Source organism: Mameliella sp. AT18 (assembly GCF_028807275.1).
Lineage (GTDB): Bacteria > Pseudomonadota > Alphaproteobacteria > Rhodobacterales > Rhodobacteraceae > Antarctobacter > Antarctobacter albus.
In genome coordinates, this window is the sequence record NZ_JARAMO010000008.1 from 1 (window position 1) to 17,736 (window position 17,736).

The 17,736-nt window shown below is 64.5% G+C and carries 16 protein-coding genes; 6 read left to right on the forward strand and 10 right to left on the reverse strand.

All coding sequences use genetic code 11. From position 1 onward, the window contains the following. On the reverse strand, positions 1–932 hold a 932-nt coding region (locus tag PVW46_RS00760; RefSeq protein WP_443137028.1), incomplete at its 3' end, for a cytochrome-c peroxidase. A gap of 51 nt (positions 933–983) precedes the next feature. Between PVW46_RS00760 and PVW46_RS00765 the strand changes: the two genes are divergently transcribed. Next, positions 984–1,481: a tetratricopeptide repeat protein gene (locus PVW46_RS00765; RefSeq protein WP_052244259.1), complete on the forward strand. Its 498-nt coding sequence runs from the start codon at positions 984–986 to the stop codon at positions 1,479–1,481. On the opposite strand, the gene pdxR is transcribed toward PVW46_RS00765, so the two are convergent. The 4 genes from pdxR to PVW46_RS00785 form a co-directional block, all read right to left on the reverse strand. Further along, complete coding sequence (pdxR, locus tag PVW46_RS00770) at positions 1,474–2,949, reverse strand: MocR-like pyridoxine biosynthesis transcription factor PdxR (RefSeq protein ID WP_069210879.1); 1,476 nt, start codon at positions 2,947–2,949, stop codon at positions 1,474–1,476. The two genes, PVW46_RS00765 and pdxR, sit on opposite strands and share 8 nt — an antisense overlap. Before the next feature lie 206 nt (positions 2,950–3,155). Then, a complete protein-coding gene (locus PVW46_RS00775) occupies positions 3,156–3,809 on the reverse strand; it encodes a YggS family pyridoxal phosphate-dependent enzyme (protein WP_069210880.1) in 654 nt (217 codons plus the stop codon). Then, complete coding sequence (locus PVW46_RS00780; protein ID WP_069210881.1) at positions 3,800–5,260, reverse strand: tetratricopeptide repeat-containing sulfotransferase family protein; 1,461 nt, start codon at positions 5,258–5,260, stop codon at positions 3,800–3,802. The genes PVW46_RS00775 and PVW46_RS00780 overlap by 10 nt, the downstream gene beginning before the upstream one ends. Positions 5,261–5,354: 94 nt before the next feature. Continuing rightward, positions 5,355–6,350, reverse strand: coding sequence for a porin (locus PVW46_RS00785; protein WP_274573849.1), 996 nt, complete (start codon positions 6,348–6,350; stop codon positions 5,355–5,357). A gap of 290 nt (positions 6,351–6,640) precedes the next feature. Here PVW46_RS00785 and PVW46_RS00790 point away from each other — a divergent pair, with 290 nt between their 5' ends. Beyond that, positions 6,641–7,153, forward strand: a complete 513-nt coding sequence (locus tag PVW46_RS00790; RefSeq protein ID WP_274573851.1) for a DUF3576 domain-containing protein — start codon at positions 6,641–6,643, stop codon at positions 7,151–7,153. A 95-nt stretch (positions 7,154–7,248) separates the two neighbouring features. On the opposite strand, the gene PVW46_RS00795 is transcribed toward PVW46_RS00790, so the two are convergent. Then, on the reverse strand, positions 7,249–8,508 hold the full coding sequence (locus PVW46_RS00795; RefSeq protein ID WP_069210882.1) for a glycosyltransferase: 1,260 nt from the start codon (positions 8,506–8,508) through the stop codon (positions 7,249–7,251). A 181-nt stretch (positions 8,509–8,689) separates the two neighbouring features. On the opposite strand from PVW46_RS00795, the gene leuS reads away from it, so the two are divergent. Genes leuS through PVW46_RS00815 form a run of 4 tightly spaced genes read left to right on the forward strand, consistent with a single transcriptional unit; the run spans position 8,690 to position 13,352 of the window. Continuing rightward, the gene (gene leuS / locus PVW46_RS00800; RefSeq protein WP_069210883.1) at positions 8,690–11,245 is read left to right on the forward strand and encodes a leucine--tRNA ligase; all 2,556 of its coding nucleotides are present in this window, start codon (positions 8,690–8,692) and stop codon (positions 11,243–11,245) included. 7 nt (positions 11,246–11,252) lie between these two features. Further along, positions 11,253–11,720, forward strand: a complete 468-nt coding sequence (gene lptE / locus PVW46_RS00805) for an LPS assembly lipoprotein LptE (RefSeq protein WP_274573854.1) — start codon at positions 11,253–11,255, stop codon at positions 11,718–11,720. Further along, complete coding sequence (holA, locus tag PVW46_RS00810) at positions 11,717–12,742, forward strand: DNA polymerase III subunit delta (protein WP_069210885.1); 1,026 nt, start codon at positions 11,717–11,719, stop codon at positions 12,740–12,742. Before lptE ends, holA begins: the two co-directional genes overlap by 4 nt. Positions 12,743–12,764: 22 nt before the next feature. Then, positions 12,765–13,352 (forward strand): glutathione S-transferase family protein, encoded by a 588-nt coding sequence (locus PVW46_RS00815; RefSeq protein ID WP_069210886.1) that lies wholly within the window; start codon positions 12,765–12,767, stop codon positions 13,350–13,352. 49 nt (positions 13,353–13,401) lie between these two features. Here the strand turns inward: PVW46_RS00815 and PVW46_RS00820 are convergent, their stop codons facing one another. The 4 genes from PVW46_RS00820 to PVW46_RS00835 all read right to left on the reverse strand — a co-directional run bounded on the left by PVW46_RS00820 (position 13,402) and on the right by PVW46_RS00835 (position 17,674). Continuing rightward, positions 13,402–14,304 (reverse strand): diguanylate cyclase, encoded by a 903-nt coding sequence (locus tag PVW46_RS00820; protein ID WP_069210887.1) that lies wholly within the window; start codon positions 14,302–14,304, stop codon positions 13,402–13,404. A gap of 165 nt (positions 14,305–14,469) precedes the next feature. Then, positions 14,470–15,528 (reverse strand): TRAP transporter substrate-binding protein DctP, encoded by a 1,059-nt coding sequence (dctP, locus tag PVW46_RS00825; protein WP_069210888.1) that lies wholly within the window; start codon positions 15,526–15,528, stop codon positions 14,470–14,472. Positions 15,529–15,558: 30 nt separating this feature from the next. Next, a complete protein-coding gene (locus PVW46_RS00830) occupies positions 15,559–17,076 on the reverse strand; it encodes a TRAP transporter large permease (RefSeq protein WP_069210889.1) in 1,518 nt (505 codons plus the stop codon). 1 nt (position 17,077) lies between these two features. Then, complete coding sequence (locus tag PVW46_RS00835) at positions 17,078–17,674, reverse strand: TRAP transporter small permease (protein ID WP_043137245.1); 597 nt, start codon at positions 17,672–17,674, stop codon at positions 17,078–17,080. Positions 17,675–17,736: the final 62 nt, after the last annotated feature.

A 17,736-nucleotide genomic window follows, 5' to 3' on the forward strand; every position in this document is an offset into this window, starting at 1 on the left:
GCGCCGTTGTGCCCATAGGGCGCGGTCAGCGCCACGTTGCGCAGGGACGGCGTGCGAAAGCGATAAGCGTCCTCCAACAGGTCGGTCTCTCCCATCCGGCCCACGTCGCGCGGCATCGGATCGAAGACCCGCGTGCGCCCCGGCCCGAAGGCCGGCAGGCCAAGGGCGTGGAACCCCTGATCAGTGAGCAGCGGCCCGGAATGACAGGTGCCGCAGCGGGCCTTGCCAAAGAACAACTGCCGCCCCCGTTCGGCCGGGGCGGGCAGGGGCCTGCCGTCGCGCAGCCAGTCGTCCCAGGGGCTGTCGATGCTGATCCACTCGGCGGCGATGAACGCCCCCAGAGCATTGCCGATCTCGACGATCGTGACCTCGCTGGGGTGGTCGATGTGATCGAAGGCTTCGACGAACAGCGCGCCATACTCGGGAATCGTCCGTACGCGTTTCGCCAGCACCGGCCAGCCAAGGTCGATCCGGTCATGCACGGCGCCCGTCACCGCGTTCTCGCCCACGTTTCCCGCCATCTCGAACTGTGCCGTCAGCGGGAAAAGCGCCTGTGCGGCCAGTATGTTGTCCAGCCCCTGCGGCAGCCATTCCTCGGCCGGGCTGTCAAACCCGTTGCCGAACTGGTCCGACACTTCCAATTGCCCGTCGTGGAACATCACCCGCACCGACCTGTGCCCAAGGTTCCACAACGCCGGTGCGTTGCGGGGGATGCGCTTGCGGATCATGTCAGCGCCGGTGCCGGGACTGCGCTTTGGCCCCAGCCCCTCGCCGCCCTCGCCGATCCCCAGGCTCAGCCCGTCGCCGCTGGACAGACTGTGATGGTGGCAGGTGCCGCAGGAAATGTTGCGGTTGCCGCTGAGGATGGGATCGTAGAACAGCAACTGGCCCAGCCGGGCTTGCGCGGGGTCCGTGTCGATGAAATCCTCCATCGACACCGGCTCGGCGCGGGCCGCGACAGCAAGCCAGAGGAGGCAGAGCACATGCAGGGCAGGGCGAAAGGCGCGCATGCGGTCATTCTGGCAGGCTTGCTGGGCTTCTCAAACCCCGTTCTTGCCGCCGACCTCGAAGAGGCGCGCGACCTGATGGAGGCGGGCGACTTTCCCGCCGCGATGGACCAGTTTCGCGTTCTTGCCCGGTCGGGCAACGCCGATGCCGAAGAATTGATCGGCGTCATGTATGCGCTTGGTCTCGGGGTGGAAAAAGATCCCGAACGGGCCTTTGAATGGTATCTGCGCGCCTCGCTCAAGGGGCATCCGGGCGCCCAGTCGGGCCTGGGCTGGTACTATGAACTGGGGCAGGGCCTGCCCGCACCGGACCTGGTGCGCGCCTACCTCTGGTACGCGCTGTCGGCCATCGGCGGCGACGTGGATGCGCCGGACTCTCTGGAGGAACTGACCCCGCGCATGACCCGCGAACAGCGCAAGCGGGCCGAGGTCCTGGTCGAGGACTACCGCGTCTGGATGTACCCGTTCAGGTAAGGCCGGTCCCGCTGTCCAGCATCCCGGCAATGCGGCTCACCCCGTCCCCGATCCGCTCCGAGGGGATCGAGCTGTAGCCCAGCCGGTAAAACCGTTGCGACGCGCGGTCGCCGGCGAAGAAATGCGCGCCGGGTTCGATCAGCACGCTTTCGGCACGCAGCCGTTCGGCCAGTTTGCCGCTGTCCACACCTTCGGGCGCCTCCATCCACAGGCTTGACCCGCCATGCGCGCCACGCCCGGCCACCCGCAACCCATGCCGCGCAACCGCCTCTTCCATGACGGCCCGGCGTGCCGCCAGCGCCTTGCCGATGCGCCGCACTAGGGCATCGTAGTGGCCAAGGCTCAGAAAGTGCGCGGCGGTGCGCTGCACATGTCCGGGCGGATGGCGCAGAACGCTGGCCCTCAGCGCCCGCGCCTCGCGGATAAAGGGCTCGGACCCTACGAGATAGCCCAGCCGCAGCCCCGGAAAGAGCGACTTGGAAAACGAGCCGACGTAAATCACCCGCCCGTCCTCGTCGAGGCTTTTCAAAGCCGGGCTGGGGGGCGTCAGGTAGGACATCTCGAACTCGTAGTCATCCTCCACGATCAGTGCCCCCAGCTCCGCCGCCCGGTCCAGCAGGGCCTTGCGGCGCGGCAGGGGCAGCGTGGCCGAGGTCGGGCACTGGTGGCTGGGCGTGGTGAAAATCACCCGCGTGCCGCGCGGCACCGCCTCGGGCGGCAGCCCCTCCTCGTCCACCGGCACCGGCGACAAGCGGCTGCGTGCCTGCCGCAGGATCTGCCGCAGCGCCGGGTAACAGGGGTTCTCGACCGCCACGTCGCGCCCGGTGGCCAGGATCTGCGCCGCCAGCCACAGCGCGTTCTGCGCGCCCAGCGTGATCAGGATTTCCGACGGGCGGGCCAGGATGCCGCGGCGGGGCAGGGTGTGGCGCGCAATGAAACTGACCAGTTGCGGGTCGTCCGCGTCGAATTGGTCCTGCGTCAGCGCGTCGAAGTTCCGCGCCCCCAGCGCCTGCATCGCACACAACCGCCAGTTGGCGTGATCGAACAGCGTCGGGTCAGCCTGCCCGTAGATGAAAGGATATTTGTAGCGCGTCCAGTCGGCGGGTTTGCCCATGCCCAGAGGCGGCCCGTCGGCGAATCTCTGCGCCAGTGCCTCGTCCCAGTCGACCCTGTCGGTCCGGTCCGGCGGCGTGCCGAAATCCGGCGGCTCTGGCGCGTTGTCAGAGACGAAATACCCCGATCGCCCGCGCGAGGCGAGATAGTCGTTCGCCAGAAGCTCGGTATAGGCCAGCGTGACCGTGATCCGGCTGACGCCCAGGTGCCGGGCGAGCTTGCGGGTTGAGGGCAGCTTTTCGCCCCGTTGGAACCGTCCGTCCAGGATGCCCTCGGCCACCATTTGCTGAATGCGCGCCTGCAGCGTGCCCTGCGCGCTGGGGGACAGGTGAAAGGTCTCGACCGGGATTGCCATGCGGCGCAGAGTAGGCTGGACCGATGCGGGGTGCAATCTGGACTTAGCCGCGACTTCGGGCGCATGTGACTCGTTTCCGGACCGGAAACAACAATGGCGCGCGCAGTCCCGAAAAGGCCCAGGTTAACAAGACCCTGACGGCTTGTACAAAATGCTGGAAAGCCCGTACGTTTTGTACAAAACGTACAAACTGCCGGTGCCCCGTATCAGGTCTTGACCCGGTCCCCGAAGATGGCCGACCCGACCCGCACATGGGTCGCTCCCAGCGCGATGGCCTGTTCGAAATCGCTGCTCATCCCCATCGACAAGCCGTCCAGCCCGTTGCGTTCCGCGATCTTCCTCAGCAGCGAGAAATGCAGGCTTGGCGTCTCTTCGACCGGGGGAATGCACATCAGCCCGCGCAGCGGCAAGTCCATCTCGCGGCAGTCCGCGATGAACCCATCCGCATCGGCGGGCAGCACCCCGGCCTTCTGCTCCTCTTCGCCGGTGTTCACCTGGATGAACAGCTCGGGGCAATGCCCCTCTTCCTGCGCGATGCGCGCGATCGTGCGGGCCAGCTTGGGCCGGTCCACGGAATGAATCGCGTCAAACAATTCAAAGGCTTGACGTGCCTTGTTGGTCTGCAGGGGGCCGATCAGATGGACCGAGACTCCGCCGAAGCGGGCCTTGAAATCCGGCCATTTTCCCGCCGCCTCCTGCACGCGGTTCTCACCGAACAGGCGGTGGCCCTCTTCCAGCACGGCCTCGACCCGGTCCAGCGGCTGAACCTTGGAAACCGCGATCAGCTGGACCTCGCTCGTATCGCGCCCTGCCTCGGTACAGGCCTTGGCGATCCTGTCCTGTATCTCGCTCAATCCCACGGTTCGTCTCCCCAGGCTTCGATGAAGGGCGCCAATTCGCGCTCGTACTTGCGCCAGGCCTCGCGCCGCCCGGCGTGAATCGGCTGCCGGACCTGCATCAGGCTCAGCGTCTTCACCCCGGATTTCGAGTTGTGGAAGTTCAGGCAGGCCTCTTCCCAGTCCAGTCCGGCGGCATCCACCAGAGCCCGCGCGTTGGGCTCGGGATCAGAGACCAGGTCGTCGTAGCGCACTTCGTGGATTCGATCTGGAATCCTTTGCTTCCAATGCTCTACAGACCGGCGGAACATCTTGATCGCATCGGCGATGTCGGCCAGGTCGGTGGCATAGCGGTGCGTGCCCAGCTTGAAATGGTTCTTGTAGATCGACAGCGCGGTGTCCCGCGGATCACGATGCACCACGATGATCCGCGCGCCGGGCAAGCCGCGCGCGATCAGGCCAAAGACCATGTGCGTCTGGATCGACTTGTCGGTCACGACGCCCTCTGTCTGCCCCGTGTCGCGGCGCACCAGCCGCGTGTAGGCCTCGGCCCAGTGGGACAGCTTGGCCTCGGACAGCTTGGCCAGCGGTGTCATCTTCTGTGCCGGTCCGAATTGTGCCACCGCCTGTTTCAGGGCATGGCCCATTTCGCCGCCCGCATGGGCCTGGCTGTGGCTGGCGATGATCTGTTCGACAAGGGTTGTCCCCGAACGCGGCATCCCGGTGACAAAGACCGCGCGGGGCGCCTGATCATGGCCCAGCGTCGTGTAGTCGTCGCTTTCCTGGGCATCCAGGTAGGCGCGCCATTCCGCCTCCCGTTCCGCCGGGTCGTATGGGGCCTGTTGGCGCTGCAACGCATTCGCCCGGTTGAGGTAGACAAAGACCTTTTCGGTCGCGCTGATATCCTCCATCGCCTTGGCTAGGGCGAAGCCCAGGTGCATGCGCGACATCTCGGGCAGTTGGTCATCCTTCCAGAGCGACAGCATCTGTTCCAGCAGCGGGTCGCCCTTGGGCATCTTGCGGCCAGAGCCGAGCACGCGGTAGATTTCGCCGTTTCGGGGGACGCGCTTCACGAGAGAGCGCAGGATCTTTTCCGCCTCGTCAAAGCGGCCAAGATGCTGAAGGTAGACGGCTTTTTCACCGCGCGGTTGATTGGATTTCGGGTCTGCCGAGATCAGGCGGTCATACAGGCCCAGGACCTTGTCCGATTCCTCCAGGCGCGAATACGCCTCGATCGCGGACTTGAGCAGCGTCTTTTCGTAGGGCTTCTTGGCAAGCGCCCGATCCAGTTCAAGGACCTGCCCCTTGGTGTCCCCCCGCGCCTCCGCGATGCGGGACAGGTGGAAATGCACCTCCGGTGCGCCTTTCGTGGGCAGCAGAAGGGACTTCAGAGTGACCTCTGCGGGGTCGAGTTGCCCCTTGCTGATTTGCGAAAGCGCGCGACCAAACTGCGTCTTGATCTGCTGGGGCGTCATCACATGCTCTCTTGTCCGCTACGAAGGTCGTTCAACCAAAAGAAAAGAGCGGACGCAAGCGCCCGCTCTTCCCTAAGCCAGTTGGCTGGTGTCCTTAGAAGGACATTGCCAGACCCAGCGAGTAGCTGTCGTAGTCGCCAGCCGGCATGCCAGCGAAGCGACCGCCACCGATGCCGAACGCCGACGGGCCGACGTCGCTCGAGCCGTAGCCGAACTGAACGACGAGACCGCCACCCAGGTCGTAGTTGGCTGCGAGGCCGAAGCCGCTGTCCTTGGCCGAACCCGGGAAGCTGTACTCACCGTAGTTTGCCGACAGGGTCAGGGCGTTCATGGTGTAGCCCAGGCCCAGGCCCCAGTGGTCAACGTCGGTGCCGGCGATGTCCCACTGCGAGTAGTTCACGATGGCCTGCAGGCCGTTGTCGAAGGTGGTGTCGACCGACAGGCCAACCACGTCGACGTCTGCGCCGAGGTCAACGGTCTGGTAGCCGAGGCCAACGCCGAGGTCCAGGCCGGCCAGCTCGCCGGAGTAACGGAAGCCGATGCCCCAAACCGGGTCAAAGGTGCCGGTGTCGTCGATTTCGGTCGAGATGGCGACCGAGAATGCGTCGAAGGCATAGTCGAAACGAACGACTTGACCGTCAAAGGTTCCGTCCAGGCCGCTGTTGAAGTTGAAGCCGGCGTGGGTGGTGTGGTCGTCAGCGATCGCGCCGCCGATGCCCACTTCGGTCAGGGCCCAGTCGAACGCACCGTCGGTGTCGCCCATGGTCAGGCGTGCGCCGCCGTATGCGATGAAGACCGACATGTCGGACTCGCCGCACGGACCACCGGTGCTGGTGCCGCCTGCGGTCGGGCTCGAGCAGTAGTTCGGGTCGATTGCTTCGTCCAGGTCGATGGTGGCGCCGAAGGTCAGGCCGTTGTCAGCTTCGCCCGACAGGGTGAAGGTGACGTCGATGTCGCTGTGGAACTGGGCGGTGGACAGGTGGTCACCGTCGACCACACCCATTTCAGCGAAGCCGGTGACGGCAACTTCTGCCGCGGCGACGCCTGCGGTTGCAACCAGTGCGGTGGTCGCGAACAGGATCTTTTTCATTGTTTCCCTCATGTGTTCAAAGGCACGTACCAAGCCGATTGCCCGGCCTTGATGGGGTTTCTATGCGCTTTGGGGGGGCGGCAATGCAAGCCATCGGGAAAGCTACTCGGCAACAAGCAATCCAGTGATGCGATATTGCCACAAGGGTTTTTACCCAGCCCCATCTTTATGCGCTATTGCAGCGTCTTGCGCAGAATGTTGGGCAGAATCCCGCTCATGATCCGTGCTTGCCGCAGGTCCGTACCGCTTGTATGGAGGGCGGCAGTGTTGTTGACGCAAGAGGGACTGCCATGACCACGTCGCGAATCCTTATCGGCTCCTCGCTGTGCGCGGTGATGCTGGCGACGTCCGGTTGCGGATCCCTCAGGGGCAACAGCCAACCGCGTCAGCGGGTCGATACGCCCCCCGCCGAAGAGATCTTTCGCGATCTCGAGGCGGAAAAGGGCCGAGTGCGGTCTGACAGCACGATCTGGGACATCTTCAAGAAGCGTGAGGATCCGGGCCGCGTCGGTGCGGTGAACCGGTACTTGTGGAATGCCTCGCTGGATGTGCTGGATTTCCTGCCGGTGCAGACGGTCGATCCCTTCTCGGGCGTCATCACCACGGGGTACGGCACACCGCCGGGCGGTGGTCGGGCCTACCGGGCAACGATTCTCATCAGCGATCCGGCGCTGGACGCGCGGTCGCTGAACCTGGCGCTGCACACTCGGTCCGGTCCGGTCGATCCGGCCACCGTGCGCGCGATCGAGGATGCGATCCTGACCCGCGCCCGCCAGCTTCGCAGGCAGGACAGCCGGCTCTGATCTTGATGCTCTGACCGCCATCGAATATCGGGCCGGCCCCTCGGGTGCCGGCCTTTTTCTTTGGAATTCTCCGGCGTTGGCCGAGGGCTCGGCGTTCAGTCGCGTGGCGGCCGCGCGGGCAGGTCTCCAAGGTGCCGCACCCAGTCCAGGTGGCGGGGCAGGCAGACGCTGTGCAGGTCGTACTGTTCCCGCACAAGCGCACGCGCATTCGCCCCCAGGCGCGCTCGCGTGTCGGGGTCGTCCAGCAGGGTGTCGATCCGGTCCACCAGCGCGGCACGGTCGAAGAAATCCACCATCAGGCCGGTTTCCCCCTCGGTCATGACCTCGCGCACCGGCGCGGTGTCGCTGGCCACGATCGCGGCCTCGGCGCTCATCGCCTCCAGCAGCGACCACGACAGGACGAAGGGGTAGGTCAGGTAAACGTGCACGCGGCTGACCTGCATCATCGCCAGGAAGCGGTCGTAGGGGACGCGCCCCAGGAAATGCACGCGGTTCCAGTGCGGCGTGGGGATTCGTCCACGGACCTCGTCGATGAAGATCTGTTTCCAGGTCTTTCCCTGGGGCGGTTTCGACCCGTAGGAGGTGCTGTCGCCGCCCAGCATCACAACATGCGCGTTCTTGCGGCGCTTCAGCAGGTCGGGCAGGGCGCGCATGAAGACGTGGTAGCCGCGATAGGGTTCGAGGTTGCGGTTGATGAAGGTGATGACCTCGTCGTCGCGGGTCAGCGTCGGGCCATTCTCGATCTCCAGCCGTGCACCCGGATTCGGGCGCACCAGGTTGGTGTCGATCCCGTCATGCGCCACGGTCAGCCGGTCCTGCCAGTGATCCGGGAACGTCGCGGCCTGGAAGCGGGTGGGAGAGATGCCGGCGTCCATGACCTCTTCGTGCAGCCGGTTGTTGAGGTTCTTCATCCGGATTCGCAGCTTGTCCCCAGCCGGGTTCTGGCTGGGAAATTCGGGATCGAAGTCCACGAAGGGATGCGTGGTCAGGTGGTAGAGCTCGCAGTAGAGCCCCAGCCGCGCCTTGGGCCAGACGTCCTTGAGGAACATGCTCTCGCCCCAACCGTGGTGGGCGCAGATCACGTCCGGCTCGAATCCCTGTTCCTTCAGTCCCAATGCGCCCCGATAGCAGGAGGTGCCGCGCAGGATCTTGGTCTCGAAGTCCGCCAGCCAGGGGTGGATGCCCTTGGTCGAGGCGCCCTTGATCTCGTAGGGGATGATGCGGACGCCCTGCCAGGTCTGTGCCTCCTTCACCTTGCAGGTCAGCGCAACGACCTGGTGGCCCTGCGCGGCAAGCGCGGGGGCAAGGTGCTTGTACTGGCCCGGAAAGTTCTGGTGAATCAGGAGAATCTTCATCTGCGCGTCCTCTTGCGGCCTCTGGCGGGCAGCCTTCGGGGGCATCCTAGTCGGCGGGTGCGGAAAAGGGAATCACTCGCGTTCCGGGCACCGCGGTCCGCCCCATCTTGCGCTGGCACTGGACCTTGACCGCTCAGCACCCTATCACGCGGCCCGACAGCCGCCCGCCGGAGAGAGACACATGTCGCGTTACGACCCCGCTACGATCGAGCCGAAATGGCAAGAGGCCTGGGATCAGGCCGAGACCTTCAAGGCGCGCCGCACCGGCGACAAGCCGAAATACTACGTGCTGGAGATGTTCCCGTATCCTTCGGGCCGCATCCATATCGGCCACGTCCGCAACTATACGATGGGCGATGTGATCGCGCGGTACAAACTGTCGACGGGACACAACGTCCTGCATCCCATGGGGTTCGATGCCTTCGGGATGCCGGCGGAAAACGCGGCGATGAAATCCGGCGGCCATCCCAAGACCTGGACCTACGACAACATCGACACGATGGTCGGCCAGATGAAGCCGCTTGGCTTCGGCCTCGACTGGTCGCGCATGTTCGCCACCTGCGATCCGGAATACTACGGCCAGCAGCAGGCGCTGTTCCTCGATTTCCTCGAAAAGGGCTTCGTCTACCGCAAAAACGCGGTGGTGAACTGGGACCCGGTCGACATGACGGTTCTGGCCAACGAACAGGTGATCGACGGCAAGGGCTGGCGCTCGGGCGCAGAGGTCGAGCGGCGCGAGCTGACGCAATGGTTCTTCAAGATCTCCGACATGGCCGGAGAGCTGCTGGACGCCATCGACGGGCTGGATGAATGGCCTGCCAAGGTCAAGCTGATGCAGCAGAACTGGATCGGCAAGTCGCGCGGGCTGCAGTTCTCGTGGCAGCTGGGCACGCCCACCCACGGGTTCGACAGCCTCGAGGTTTACACCACCCGCCCCGACACGCTGATGGGCGCGTCCTTCCTTGGCGTGTCTCCGGATCACCCGCTGGTCAAGGCGCTGGAAAAGGACGATCCGAAGCTGGCCGCCGCCGTGGCCGAGATGCGCAAGGGCGGCACCACTGCCGAGGCGTTGGAAAAGGCCGAAAAGCTGGGCTACGACACCGGGCTGACGGTCAGGCACCCGCTTGATCCCAGCTGGGAAATCCCGGTCTGGGTCGCGAATTTCATCCTGATGGACTATGGCACCGGCGCGATCTTTGCCTGCCCGGCACATGATCAGCGCGACCTTGATTTCTGCCGCAAGTACGATCTGCCGGTGATCGACACTTTTGTGGCGCTCGATGATCCCAAGCCGGTCGAGACCGAGGCCTTTGTTCCGCCCAAGACGGAAAAAGTGAAATGGGTCAACCACTTCTCGGGTCTGGACGAGGCGACAGGCGAAACCGCCATCGAGGCCACCATCGACTTCATGGAAGGCAAGGGCCTGGGCAAGGGGGTCGAGAAATTCCGCCTGCGCGACTGGGGCCTTTCGCGGCAACGCTACTGGGGCTGCCCGATTCCGGTGGTGCATTGCGACGATTGCGGCGTGGTGCCCGAGAAAAAGGAAAACCTTCCGATCGAATTGCCCGACGATGTCAGCTTTGACATTCCGGGTAACCCGCTCGACCGCCACCCGACGTGGCGCGACTGTGCCTGCCCGTCCTGCGGCAAGCCCGCGAAACGTGAAACCGACACGATGGACACCTTCGTCGATTCGTCCTGGTACTACGCACGCTTCACGGCTCCGCGCGCGACCACGCCGACGGACATGGAGGAAGCCGCCTACTGGATGAACGTCGATCAGTACATCGGCGGCATCGAGCACGCGATCCTGCACCTGCTCTACTCGCGCTTCTTCGCCCGCGCGATGATCGCGACCGGCCACCTGCCGGAGAGCGCCGCCGAGCCTTTCAACGCGCTGTTCACGCAGGGCATGGTCACGCACGCGATTTACCAGACCCGCGATGAAAACGACCGCCCGGTCTACCACTACCCCGAGGACGTGCGGCTGGAAGGTGACAAGGGCTATCTGGCGGACGGCTCGGAGGTCGAGATCATTCCGTCGGCCAAGATGTCGAAGTCCAAGAGCAACGTGGTGGACCCGATGAACATCATCGCCACCTACGGCGCCGACACGGCCCGTTGGTTCGTGCTGTCCGATTCGCCCCCCGAACGGGACGTGGAATGGACCGCCAGCGGGGCCGAGGCGGCCAACAAGCACCTTGGCCGTGTCTATCGTATCGCCGCCGAGATCGCCGCCAACGAGGCGCCCGAGACCGCCGAGGATGCCGCTCTGCTGAAAGAGACGCACAAGTGCATCCATGATGTCACGATGGGGGTCGAAAGCTTTGGCTTCAACGCGGCCATCGCGCGCCTCTATGCCTTTACCAACGCGCTGTCGAAATCGCGTGCCGGTAAGGAGACCAAGACATTCGCCGCGAAAACTCTGGCCCAGCTCATGTCGCCCATGACACCGCACCTGTCAGAGGAAATCTGGCAGATGCTGGGCGGCGAGGGGCTGATCGCAGACGCCCCCTGGCCCAAGGCGGACGAGGCGCTGCTGGTCGAGGACACGGTGACCCTGCCGATCCAGGTCAACGGCAAGCGCCGGGGCGAGATCGAGGTGCCCAAGGACCTGCCCAAGGAAGAGGTTGAAAAGCTGGCGCTGGCACACGAAGCTGTGGTGAGGGCCCTCGACGGGGGCCAGCCGAAAAAGCTGATCGTGGTGCCGGGGCGGATCGTGAATGTGGTTGTATGACAGGCGAATGATCCTGCTGGGGGCGACAGCCCTCGGCGCCTGCGGGTTCACCCCGGTCTACGGACCGCAGGGGGGCGGTGGGGCGCTGCTGAACGCGGTGGCGCTGCCGGACCCGAACGACAACAAGGGTTATCACTTCAACAGCCGGTTCGAAGAGCGATTGGGCCGTGGGGGTCCGTCTGCCCCCTACCGGCTGGATATCCGCATCCAGACGGATGAACAGGACATGGGGTCGACCTCGGCCGGGACAACGACACGATATCGCCTGATCGGTCGCGTCTTTTACACGCTGGTCCAGGCCGGAACGGCCAGAACCTTGCTGCAGGGCCGGACCAATGCCTTTACCGGCTATTCCAGCACCGGCTCGACCGTGGCGACCCGCGCGGCGGAAACCGACGCCCTGAAACGCCTGATGTTCCTGCTGGCGGACCAGGTGATCGACGACCTGCTGCTCTCGGACATCACCTCTTCATGAAGCTTTCGCCGCGCGATGCGAATGCGTTTTTCCGCAAGCCCGATCCGGGCGTTGCGGGCTTGCTGATCTATGGCGAGGACGTGATGCGCGTGGCGATGAAACGGCAGGAGGTCGTCGCCGCCATTGTCGGCCCCGAGGGCGAGGCCGAAATGCGCCTGACCCGGCTGGTGGGTAGCGATCTGCGCCGCGATCCGGCGCAACTGCTGGATGCGGTCAAGGCGCAGGGCTTCTTTCCCGGCCCCCGTGCGGTGCTGGTCGAAGAGGCGGCTGACGGTATCAGCGCAGCAATGAAATCGGCGCTTGGCGACTGGCGCGAAGGCGATGCGCAGATCATCGCGACGGCCGGGCAACTGACGGCGCGCTCATCCTTGCGGAAGCTGTTCGAAGGCGCCAAAAACGCTTATGCGGCAGCCCTTTACATCGATCCGATGGGGCGGGCAGAGATCGAGGCCGAACTGGCCCGCGCCGGTCTCAAGAACATCGACCGCGAGGCGATGGGAGCGCTGGAACATCTTGCGCGCGACCTGACGCCGGGCGATTTCCGCCAGACACTTGAAAAGATCGCGCTCTACAAGTTCGGGGACGAGGCGCCGCTGACCCCGGACGAGGTCACGCTGAATGCGCCCGCCTCGATCGAGGCACAGATGGACGAGATTTTTCATGTCCTTGCTGAGGGGCGCACCGGCGACATTGCCCCGGTCATGCAGCGGCTGACGGCACAGGGCGTGGCGCCAGTGACGCTGCTGATCATGGGGATGCGACATTTCCGGACGCTGTTCGCCATCGCCTCGGCACCGGGCGGCCCGGCGCAGGGAATCGGAAAACTGCGTCCGCCGATCTTTGGTCCGCGCCGCGACCGGATGCTGCGCCAGGCACAAAGCTGGTCGTCCGCGCGACTGGAAGAGGCGCTGAAACTGCTCATGGACACGGATCTTGCGCTGCGGTCTGCCGGTCAGAAGGCGCCGCAGATGGCGCTGGTCGAACGGGCCTTCGTCCGGCTTGCCTATCTTGGCCGGCGCTGATCGAGACAGGGGAGATAAACAGATGACGTATACGGTCTACGGGGCGGTTCGCAGTCGGGCCTTCCGGGTTCTCTGGCTGCTGGAGGAACTTGGCCTCGACTATTCGCATGTGCCCGCCGGTCCCCAATCCGAGGAGATCCGCAAGGTCAGTCCGTTGGGCAAGATCCCGGTCCTGGTCGAGGGGGACGCCGTGTTGCGCGATTCCACCGCGATCCTGACCTATCTCGCGGACAAGCACGGCGGGATCACCCATCCTGCCGGTACGATCGCGCGGGCGCAGCAGGATGCCTGGACCTTCCGCATCCTGGACGAGGTGGAATCACTGCTCTGGACCGCGTCAAAGCACACCTTCGTCCTGCCCGAGGAAGAGCGCGTCCCCGAGGTCAAACCGGCCTGTGCGGCGGAATATGCCCGCAATATCACACGCATCATGGAAGAGGCCGAGGGGCCTTACCTGATGGGTGAGTCGCCGTTGGTGCCGGACATCATCCTTGGCCATTGCGGGACCTGGGCGCAGGTGGCGAAATTCCCCGACGGAGGCGCGGCCTTTGCGGACTACCTTGCGCGTTTGCGGGCGCGTCCGGCCTTTCAGGTGGCTGCGGCATCCTAGTGCCGGTCCGTGCAGTCGGCCGTTCCGATCGCGAGGTCTGACCCTCGGCCTAGCCTGCCGCGTGTTGCAGAGGCGCGGGCGCGAAAGTGAAACCGCCGGTTTCCGCAGGCCCTGCGATGCTTTCGGCCACCTTGTTGCGGCCACCGTCCTTGGCCGCATACAGCGCCTCGTCCGCCCGATCCAGCAGCGCCTTGATCGCTGTGGGGCCTTCGCCGACGGCAAGCCCGACGGAGGCGGTCACCGGTTGCCCGCCGGCATCCAGCGTTTCGGAAATTACCGCGCGGACACGTTCGCCCACCCGCCATGCATCCTCTGAATTTGCCTCGGGCAGCCAGATCACGAACTCTTCGCCGCCGAAACGGGCCAGCACGTCGCGCTGGCGTACCTCGCCCGCGATCACGCGTGCGGTTTCCTTCAGCACCGCGTCGCCGGTGGCATGGCCCAGCGTGTCGTTGATCCGCTTGAAATGGTCCAAGTCGATAAAGACGACGGCCCCGGTGCCGGTGTCCGGAACATGCGCGTCAAAGCCACGTCGATTGGCAACCCCTGTAAGCGGATCGGTCAGGATGGCGACCTGGTCCTGTGCCTGACGGCGTTCGATGCTCGCGGCCATCGCGTTGGTGCCCCGCATCAACAGCCCTATCTCGTCCCGGATGTCTTCGCGCAGGGGCGCGCGTGCCTCTCCACGTTCGATGGCGGTCAGGGTGGCGTGAATGCGCCGCGTCGGAGTGAGGAGGGCCCAGAGACCAGCCAGCGTAGCGCCGCATCCAACCAGTGTTGCGGCCAGCAAGAGGCCCAGCACATCCAGATGAGCCGCCAGCCCGCCGGTGCGTGCCAACGCATAGAAGACTGCCGCGATCAGCGGCACATGGGTGCCGATGAAGGCGACGAAAAAGACCTTTGCCGTGAAGCTGTTGGGGAACAAGCGGTTCAGCCACAGATAGAAAAACATGAAACGTCCCTTGTTAGGTTTCAAATAAATATCCTTAATAGATGTTAACAGCTGGTTACTGCCCCTGCGGTGAATATCCCGGAAATGGACAGCGGATCGCACGGTCCCGGAATATCAAAAGGGCCGGGCATTGCCTGCCCGGCCCGTGTTCAGGAAAATGCCAGATCAGTTCAGATCGGCGTCATAGGCGGCCTGAAGGTCGGCCTCTGCCTTTTCGACCGCTTCGATAAGCGCATCGAGGATCTTCTCTCCGCCGTCGACGTTCTCGCGGAACCAGTCCTGCACCGGCTTTGCGGCCTCGGCAAATGCGGCCTTTTCTTCGGGAGAGGGCACGTAGATGTCACCGCCGCCGTCGACGAAATCCGCATAAGCTTGGATGGCGCCGCGTTTCGGTGCGGCAAAGGTCGCCTGTTGCAACGCATAGAATCCATCAACCACGACGCGCTTCATCGCCGGGTCCATGTTCAGGAACTTCTCGTTGTTCATCCACCAAAGGGCGCCCATGTAGGCGTGCCCGTCCAGCGTGATGTACTGCAGGCCAGCATCGGGGAACTTCATGCCCATGATGTCGGTGATGCCGTTCTTGGAGCCGTCCACGACCCCGGTCTGGAACGAGGTGAACAGCTCGGGCCACGGGATCGGAGTCGGCGCGGCCCCCAGTGCCTTGACCAGCTCCTGCGGCAGATCGGCGACCACGGTCCGGATCTTCAGGCCCTCCATGTCGGCGGGCGAGGTGATCCGGCGTTGGGTATTGGCGAAGTTGCGCCAGCCGCCGGTGTTGCCGATGGTCATCAGGCGCACGGTGTTGTCGCTGTCGTCCAGCGCCATGTCCCGCATGGTGCGCACGAAATCGCCCGACAGGACATGTTCGGCCACGCGGTCGTTGGCCATCAGGTAGGGCAGGTCCAGCACCTGGACATAGGGAAAGATCCCCGCAGCGCCGCCGGAGGTCGAGATGTAGATGTCGATCGAGCCTTCGGCCACGCCCTCGATGCATTCCGCCCCGGTCGAGCACAGCTGGGTGCCCATGTAGATTTCGACCTCGATGGCGCCGTTCGACGCGGCCTCGACGAAGTCCTTGAAGACGATCAGGCCGGCATAGTCTTCATCCGCCTCGTTCGAGTTGGCGGTGGCGACCAGCTTGATCGGGTCCTGGGCGAGGGCCGTGCCCCCGGTCAGGGTGACGGCGGCGAAGGCGGCCGCGGAGAATAGGTGTTTCAGCATTTGGTTCCTCCCGTTTGCTGGTGTCTGTCGTTATCGCGGCTCCGGACTGATGCAGGCCAGGTAGCCTGTATCGGGCGGGCAGCGGATGAAATCGGTCAGGTAGGGAACGGTCATCGAGATCTGCGGCACGTAGGTGATCAGGAAGATCACCAGGATCTCCACCGCGAGGAAGGGCAGAATGGCGCGGGCGATGGTTTCCACCCGCTCGCGGCTGACTGTCGAGGCCACGAAAAGCACCAGTCCCATCGGCGGTGTGGCCAGGCCCACGGTCAGGTTGACGCTCATGATGATGGCGAAATGCACCGGGTGCACGCCCAGTTCGACAAAGATAGGGCCCAGGATCGGGCCGAGGATGATGATCGCCGGGCCCGCGTCCAGGAACATACCCACGATGAACAGCAGGATGTTGATGAGAAACAGCAGGATCAGCGGGTTTTCCGACAGGCCGAGGATGATCTCTGTCAGGATCTGCGGCGCGTGGGAGAGCGAGACCACGGTCTTGAAGGCCACCGCCGCGCCGACCAGCAAAAGCACGGCCGAGGTAGACAGGGCCGAGCGGGCCAGCACCTCGTAGAGGTCCTTCAACGTCATGGACCTCAGCACCAGGAAGCTGACCACCAGCGCATAGGCCACGGCGACCGCGCTGGCCTCTGTCGGGGTCATGACGCCGATAAGGATGCCGCCAAGGATGATGATCGGCGTCTGCAGCGGCGCGACGGCCTTCTTGCAGACGATGCGGAAATCATGGCTGACCTGCCGGCGCCAGTACATCAGCAGGAAATGCGCCGGAACCAGCATGGCAAGGTAGACCGCCCAGCCGCCGGAATTGCCGGGGATCGCGGCCGCCACGGCGTAGAACAGACCCGCAAGATTGATCCGAACGAGGATCAGGCTGACCCAGTATTCCGTTGTGCTGATCGTCTGGCCCTTGACCACGATGCGTTCGGCCTTGGGCAGGTCATAGCGGTCGGCCATGAGGCGAACCATGACCATCAGGCCGACACCCACCAGGATGCCCGGTACGATGCCGGCAAGGAACAATGCGGCCACGCTTTCGCCCATGACATAGGCATAGATGATCATGATCCCCGAGGGCGGGATGATAGGGCCGATGACGGAACTGGCAGCGGTGATCGCGGCGGCGAAGCGGCGGGAATAGCCGTTCTTTTCCATCGCCGGTATCAGGGTCGATCCCAGCGCCGAGGTGTCCGCCACCGCCGACCCGGAAAGCCCGGCAAAGAGGATCGAGGAGAGGATGTTGACCTGCGCCAGCCCGCCGCGCAGGTGGCCCATGATGGCTTGGCTGAACTCGACCAGGCGGATGGTGATGCCACCGCGGTTCATGATCTCGCCCGCCAGCATGAAGAAGGGCAGCGCCATCAGCGGAAAGCTATCCATCCCGTTGTAGAGGTTGCGGTACAGGACCGAGAGCTGGCGGCTCTGGTCGTCCATGACCAAGAGGCCAAAGGGCGCGGCGAGCAGGGCAAAGACCACCGGCAGCCCGATCAGGATGAGCACCAGGAAGACGGGCAGGAACCAGATCAGCATGTCAGTCCGCCCCCGCCATCGTGTCGTGGTGCAGCGGTTTCAGCCGGTCGCCGCCGCCCAGAAGCGTAATGACCTGCCGCAGGATCAGCTCGACGTTGACGAGGATGAGCAGGTTCACCCCAACCCAGAGCGCGGCATACTGGTACTGGTTCGCGAACTTGGCTTTGCACTTGCCGATTTCGATCCCGAAGGGCCAGCGCAGCGACGAGGAACAGCCGCGCCCGGACAGGCTGTCGACGTGGTTGTTCAGCCCCTTGTCCCAGGCGATCAGCAGCACCCAGAGCGAGAGTCCCAGCAGCAAGAGTGACAGCAGCACGGCGACGATCCGGGGCAGGGCGCGTTCGACGATGTCGATGGCGACGAAACCGCCCTGCCGGTAGGCCAACGGCGCCATCAGGCCCACCAGCCACAGCATCCCGAAGCGGGCGGCCTCTTCTGTCCAGTTTGGGGCGTCATTCAGGACGTAGCGCCAGAAGATCTGGCCGAGGATCAGGCAGACCATCACCGCCAGCGCAAGCACCGCGATGACGCGGCCCACGGCAAGCAGGCCGGAGTTCAGCCGCTCCAGCGGCCAAAGCAGTGTCAGCAGCACCGGCATGGCGCTCCTCCCTATGATGGGGCTTTTTGCCCCTTGTTCTTCAGGCCGGGATCTTGGGCGCC

Coding starts and splice junctions, on each gene's coding strand:
- PVW46_RS00765 (WP_052244259.1), top strand. CDS start 984: ATGCAGGGCAGGGCGAAAGGCGCGCATGCGGTCATTCTGGCAGGCTTG.
- pdxR (WP_069210879.1), bottom strand. CDS start 2,949: ATGGCAATCCCGGTCGAGACCTTTCACCTGTCCCCCAGCGCGCAGGGC.
- PVW46_RS00780 (WP_069210881.1), bottom strand. CDS start 5,260: ATGACGCCCCAGCAGATCAAGACGCAGTTTGGTCGCGCGCTTTCGCAA.
- PVW46_RS00785 (WP_274573849.1), bottom strand. CDS start 6,350: ATGAAAAAGATCCTGTTCGCGACCACCGCACTGGTTGCAACCGCAGGC.
- PVW46_RS00790 (WP_274573851.1), top strand. CDS start 6,641: ATGACCACGTCGCGAATCCTTATCGGCTCCTCGCTGTGCGCGGTGATG.
- PVW46_RS00795 (WP_069210882.1), bottom strand. CDS start 8,508: ATGAAGATTCTCCTGATTCACCAGAACTTTCCGGGCCAGTACAAGCAC.
- leuS (WP_069210883.1), top strand. CDS start 8,690: ATGTCGCGTTACGACCCCGCTACGATCGAGCCGAAATGGCAAGAGGCC.
- lptE (WP_274573854.1), top strand. CDS start 11,253: ATGATCCTGCTGGGGGCGACAGCCCTCGGCGCCTGCGGGTTCACCCCG.
- holA (WP_069210885.1), top strand. CDS start 11,717: ATGAAGCTTTCGCCGCGCGATGCGAATGCGTTTTTCCGCAAGCCCGAT.
- PVW46_RS00815 (WP_069210886.1), top strand. CDS start 12,765: ATGACGTATACGGTCTACGGGGCGGTTCGCAGTCGGGCCTTCCGGGTT.
- PVW46_RS00820 (WP_069210887.1), bottom strand. CDS start 14,304: ATGTTTTTCTATCTGTGGCTGAACCGCTTGTTCCCCAACAGCTTCACG.
- dctP (WP_069210888.1), bottom strand. CDS start 15,528: ATGCTGAAACACCTATTCTCCGCGGCCGCCTTCGCCGCCGTCACCCTG.
- PVW46_RS00830 (WP_069210889.1), bottom strand. CDS start 17,076: ATGCTGATCTGGTTCCTGCCCGTCTTCCTGGTGCTCATCCTGATCGGG.
- PVW46_RS00835 (WP_043137245.1), bottom strand. CDS start 17,674: ATGCCGGTGCTGCTGACACTGCTTTGGCCGCTGGAGCGGCTGAACTCC.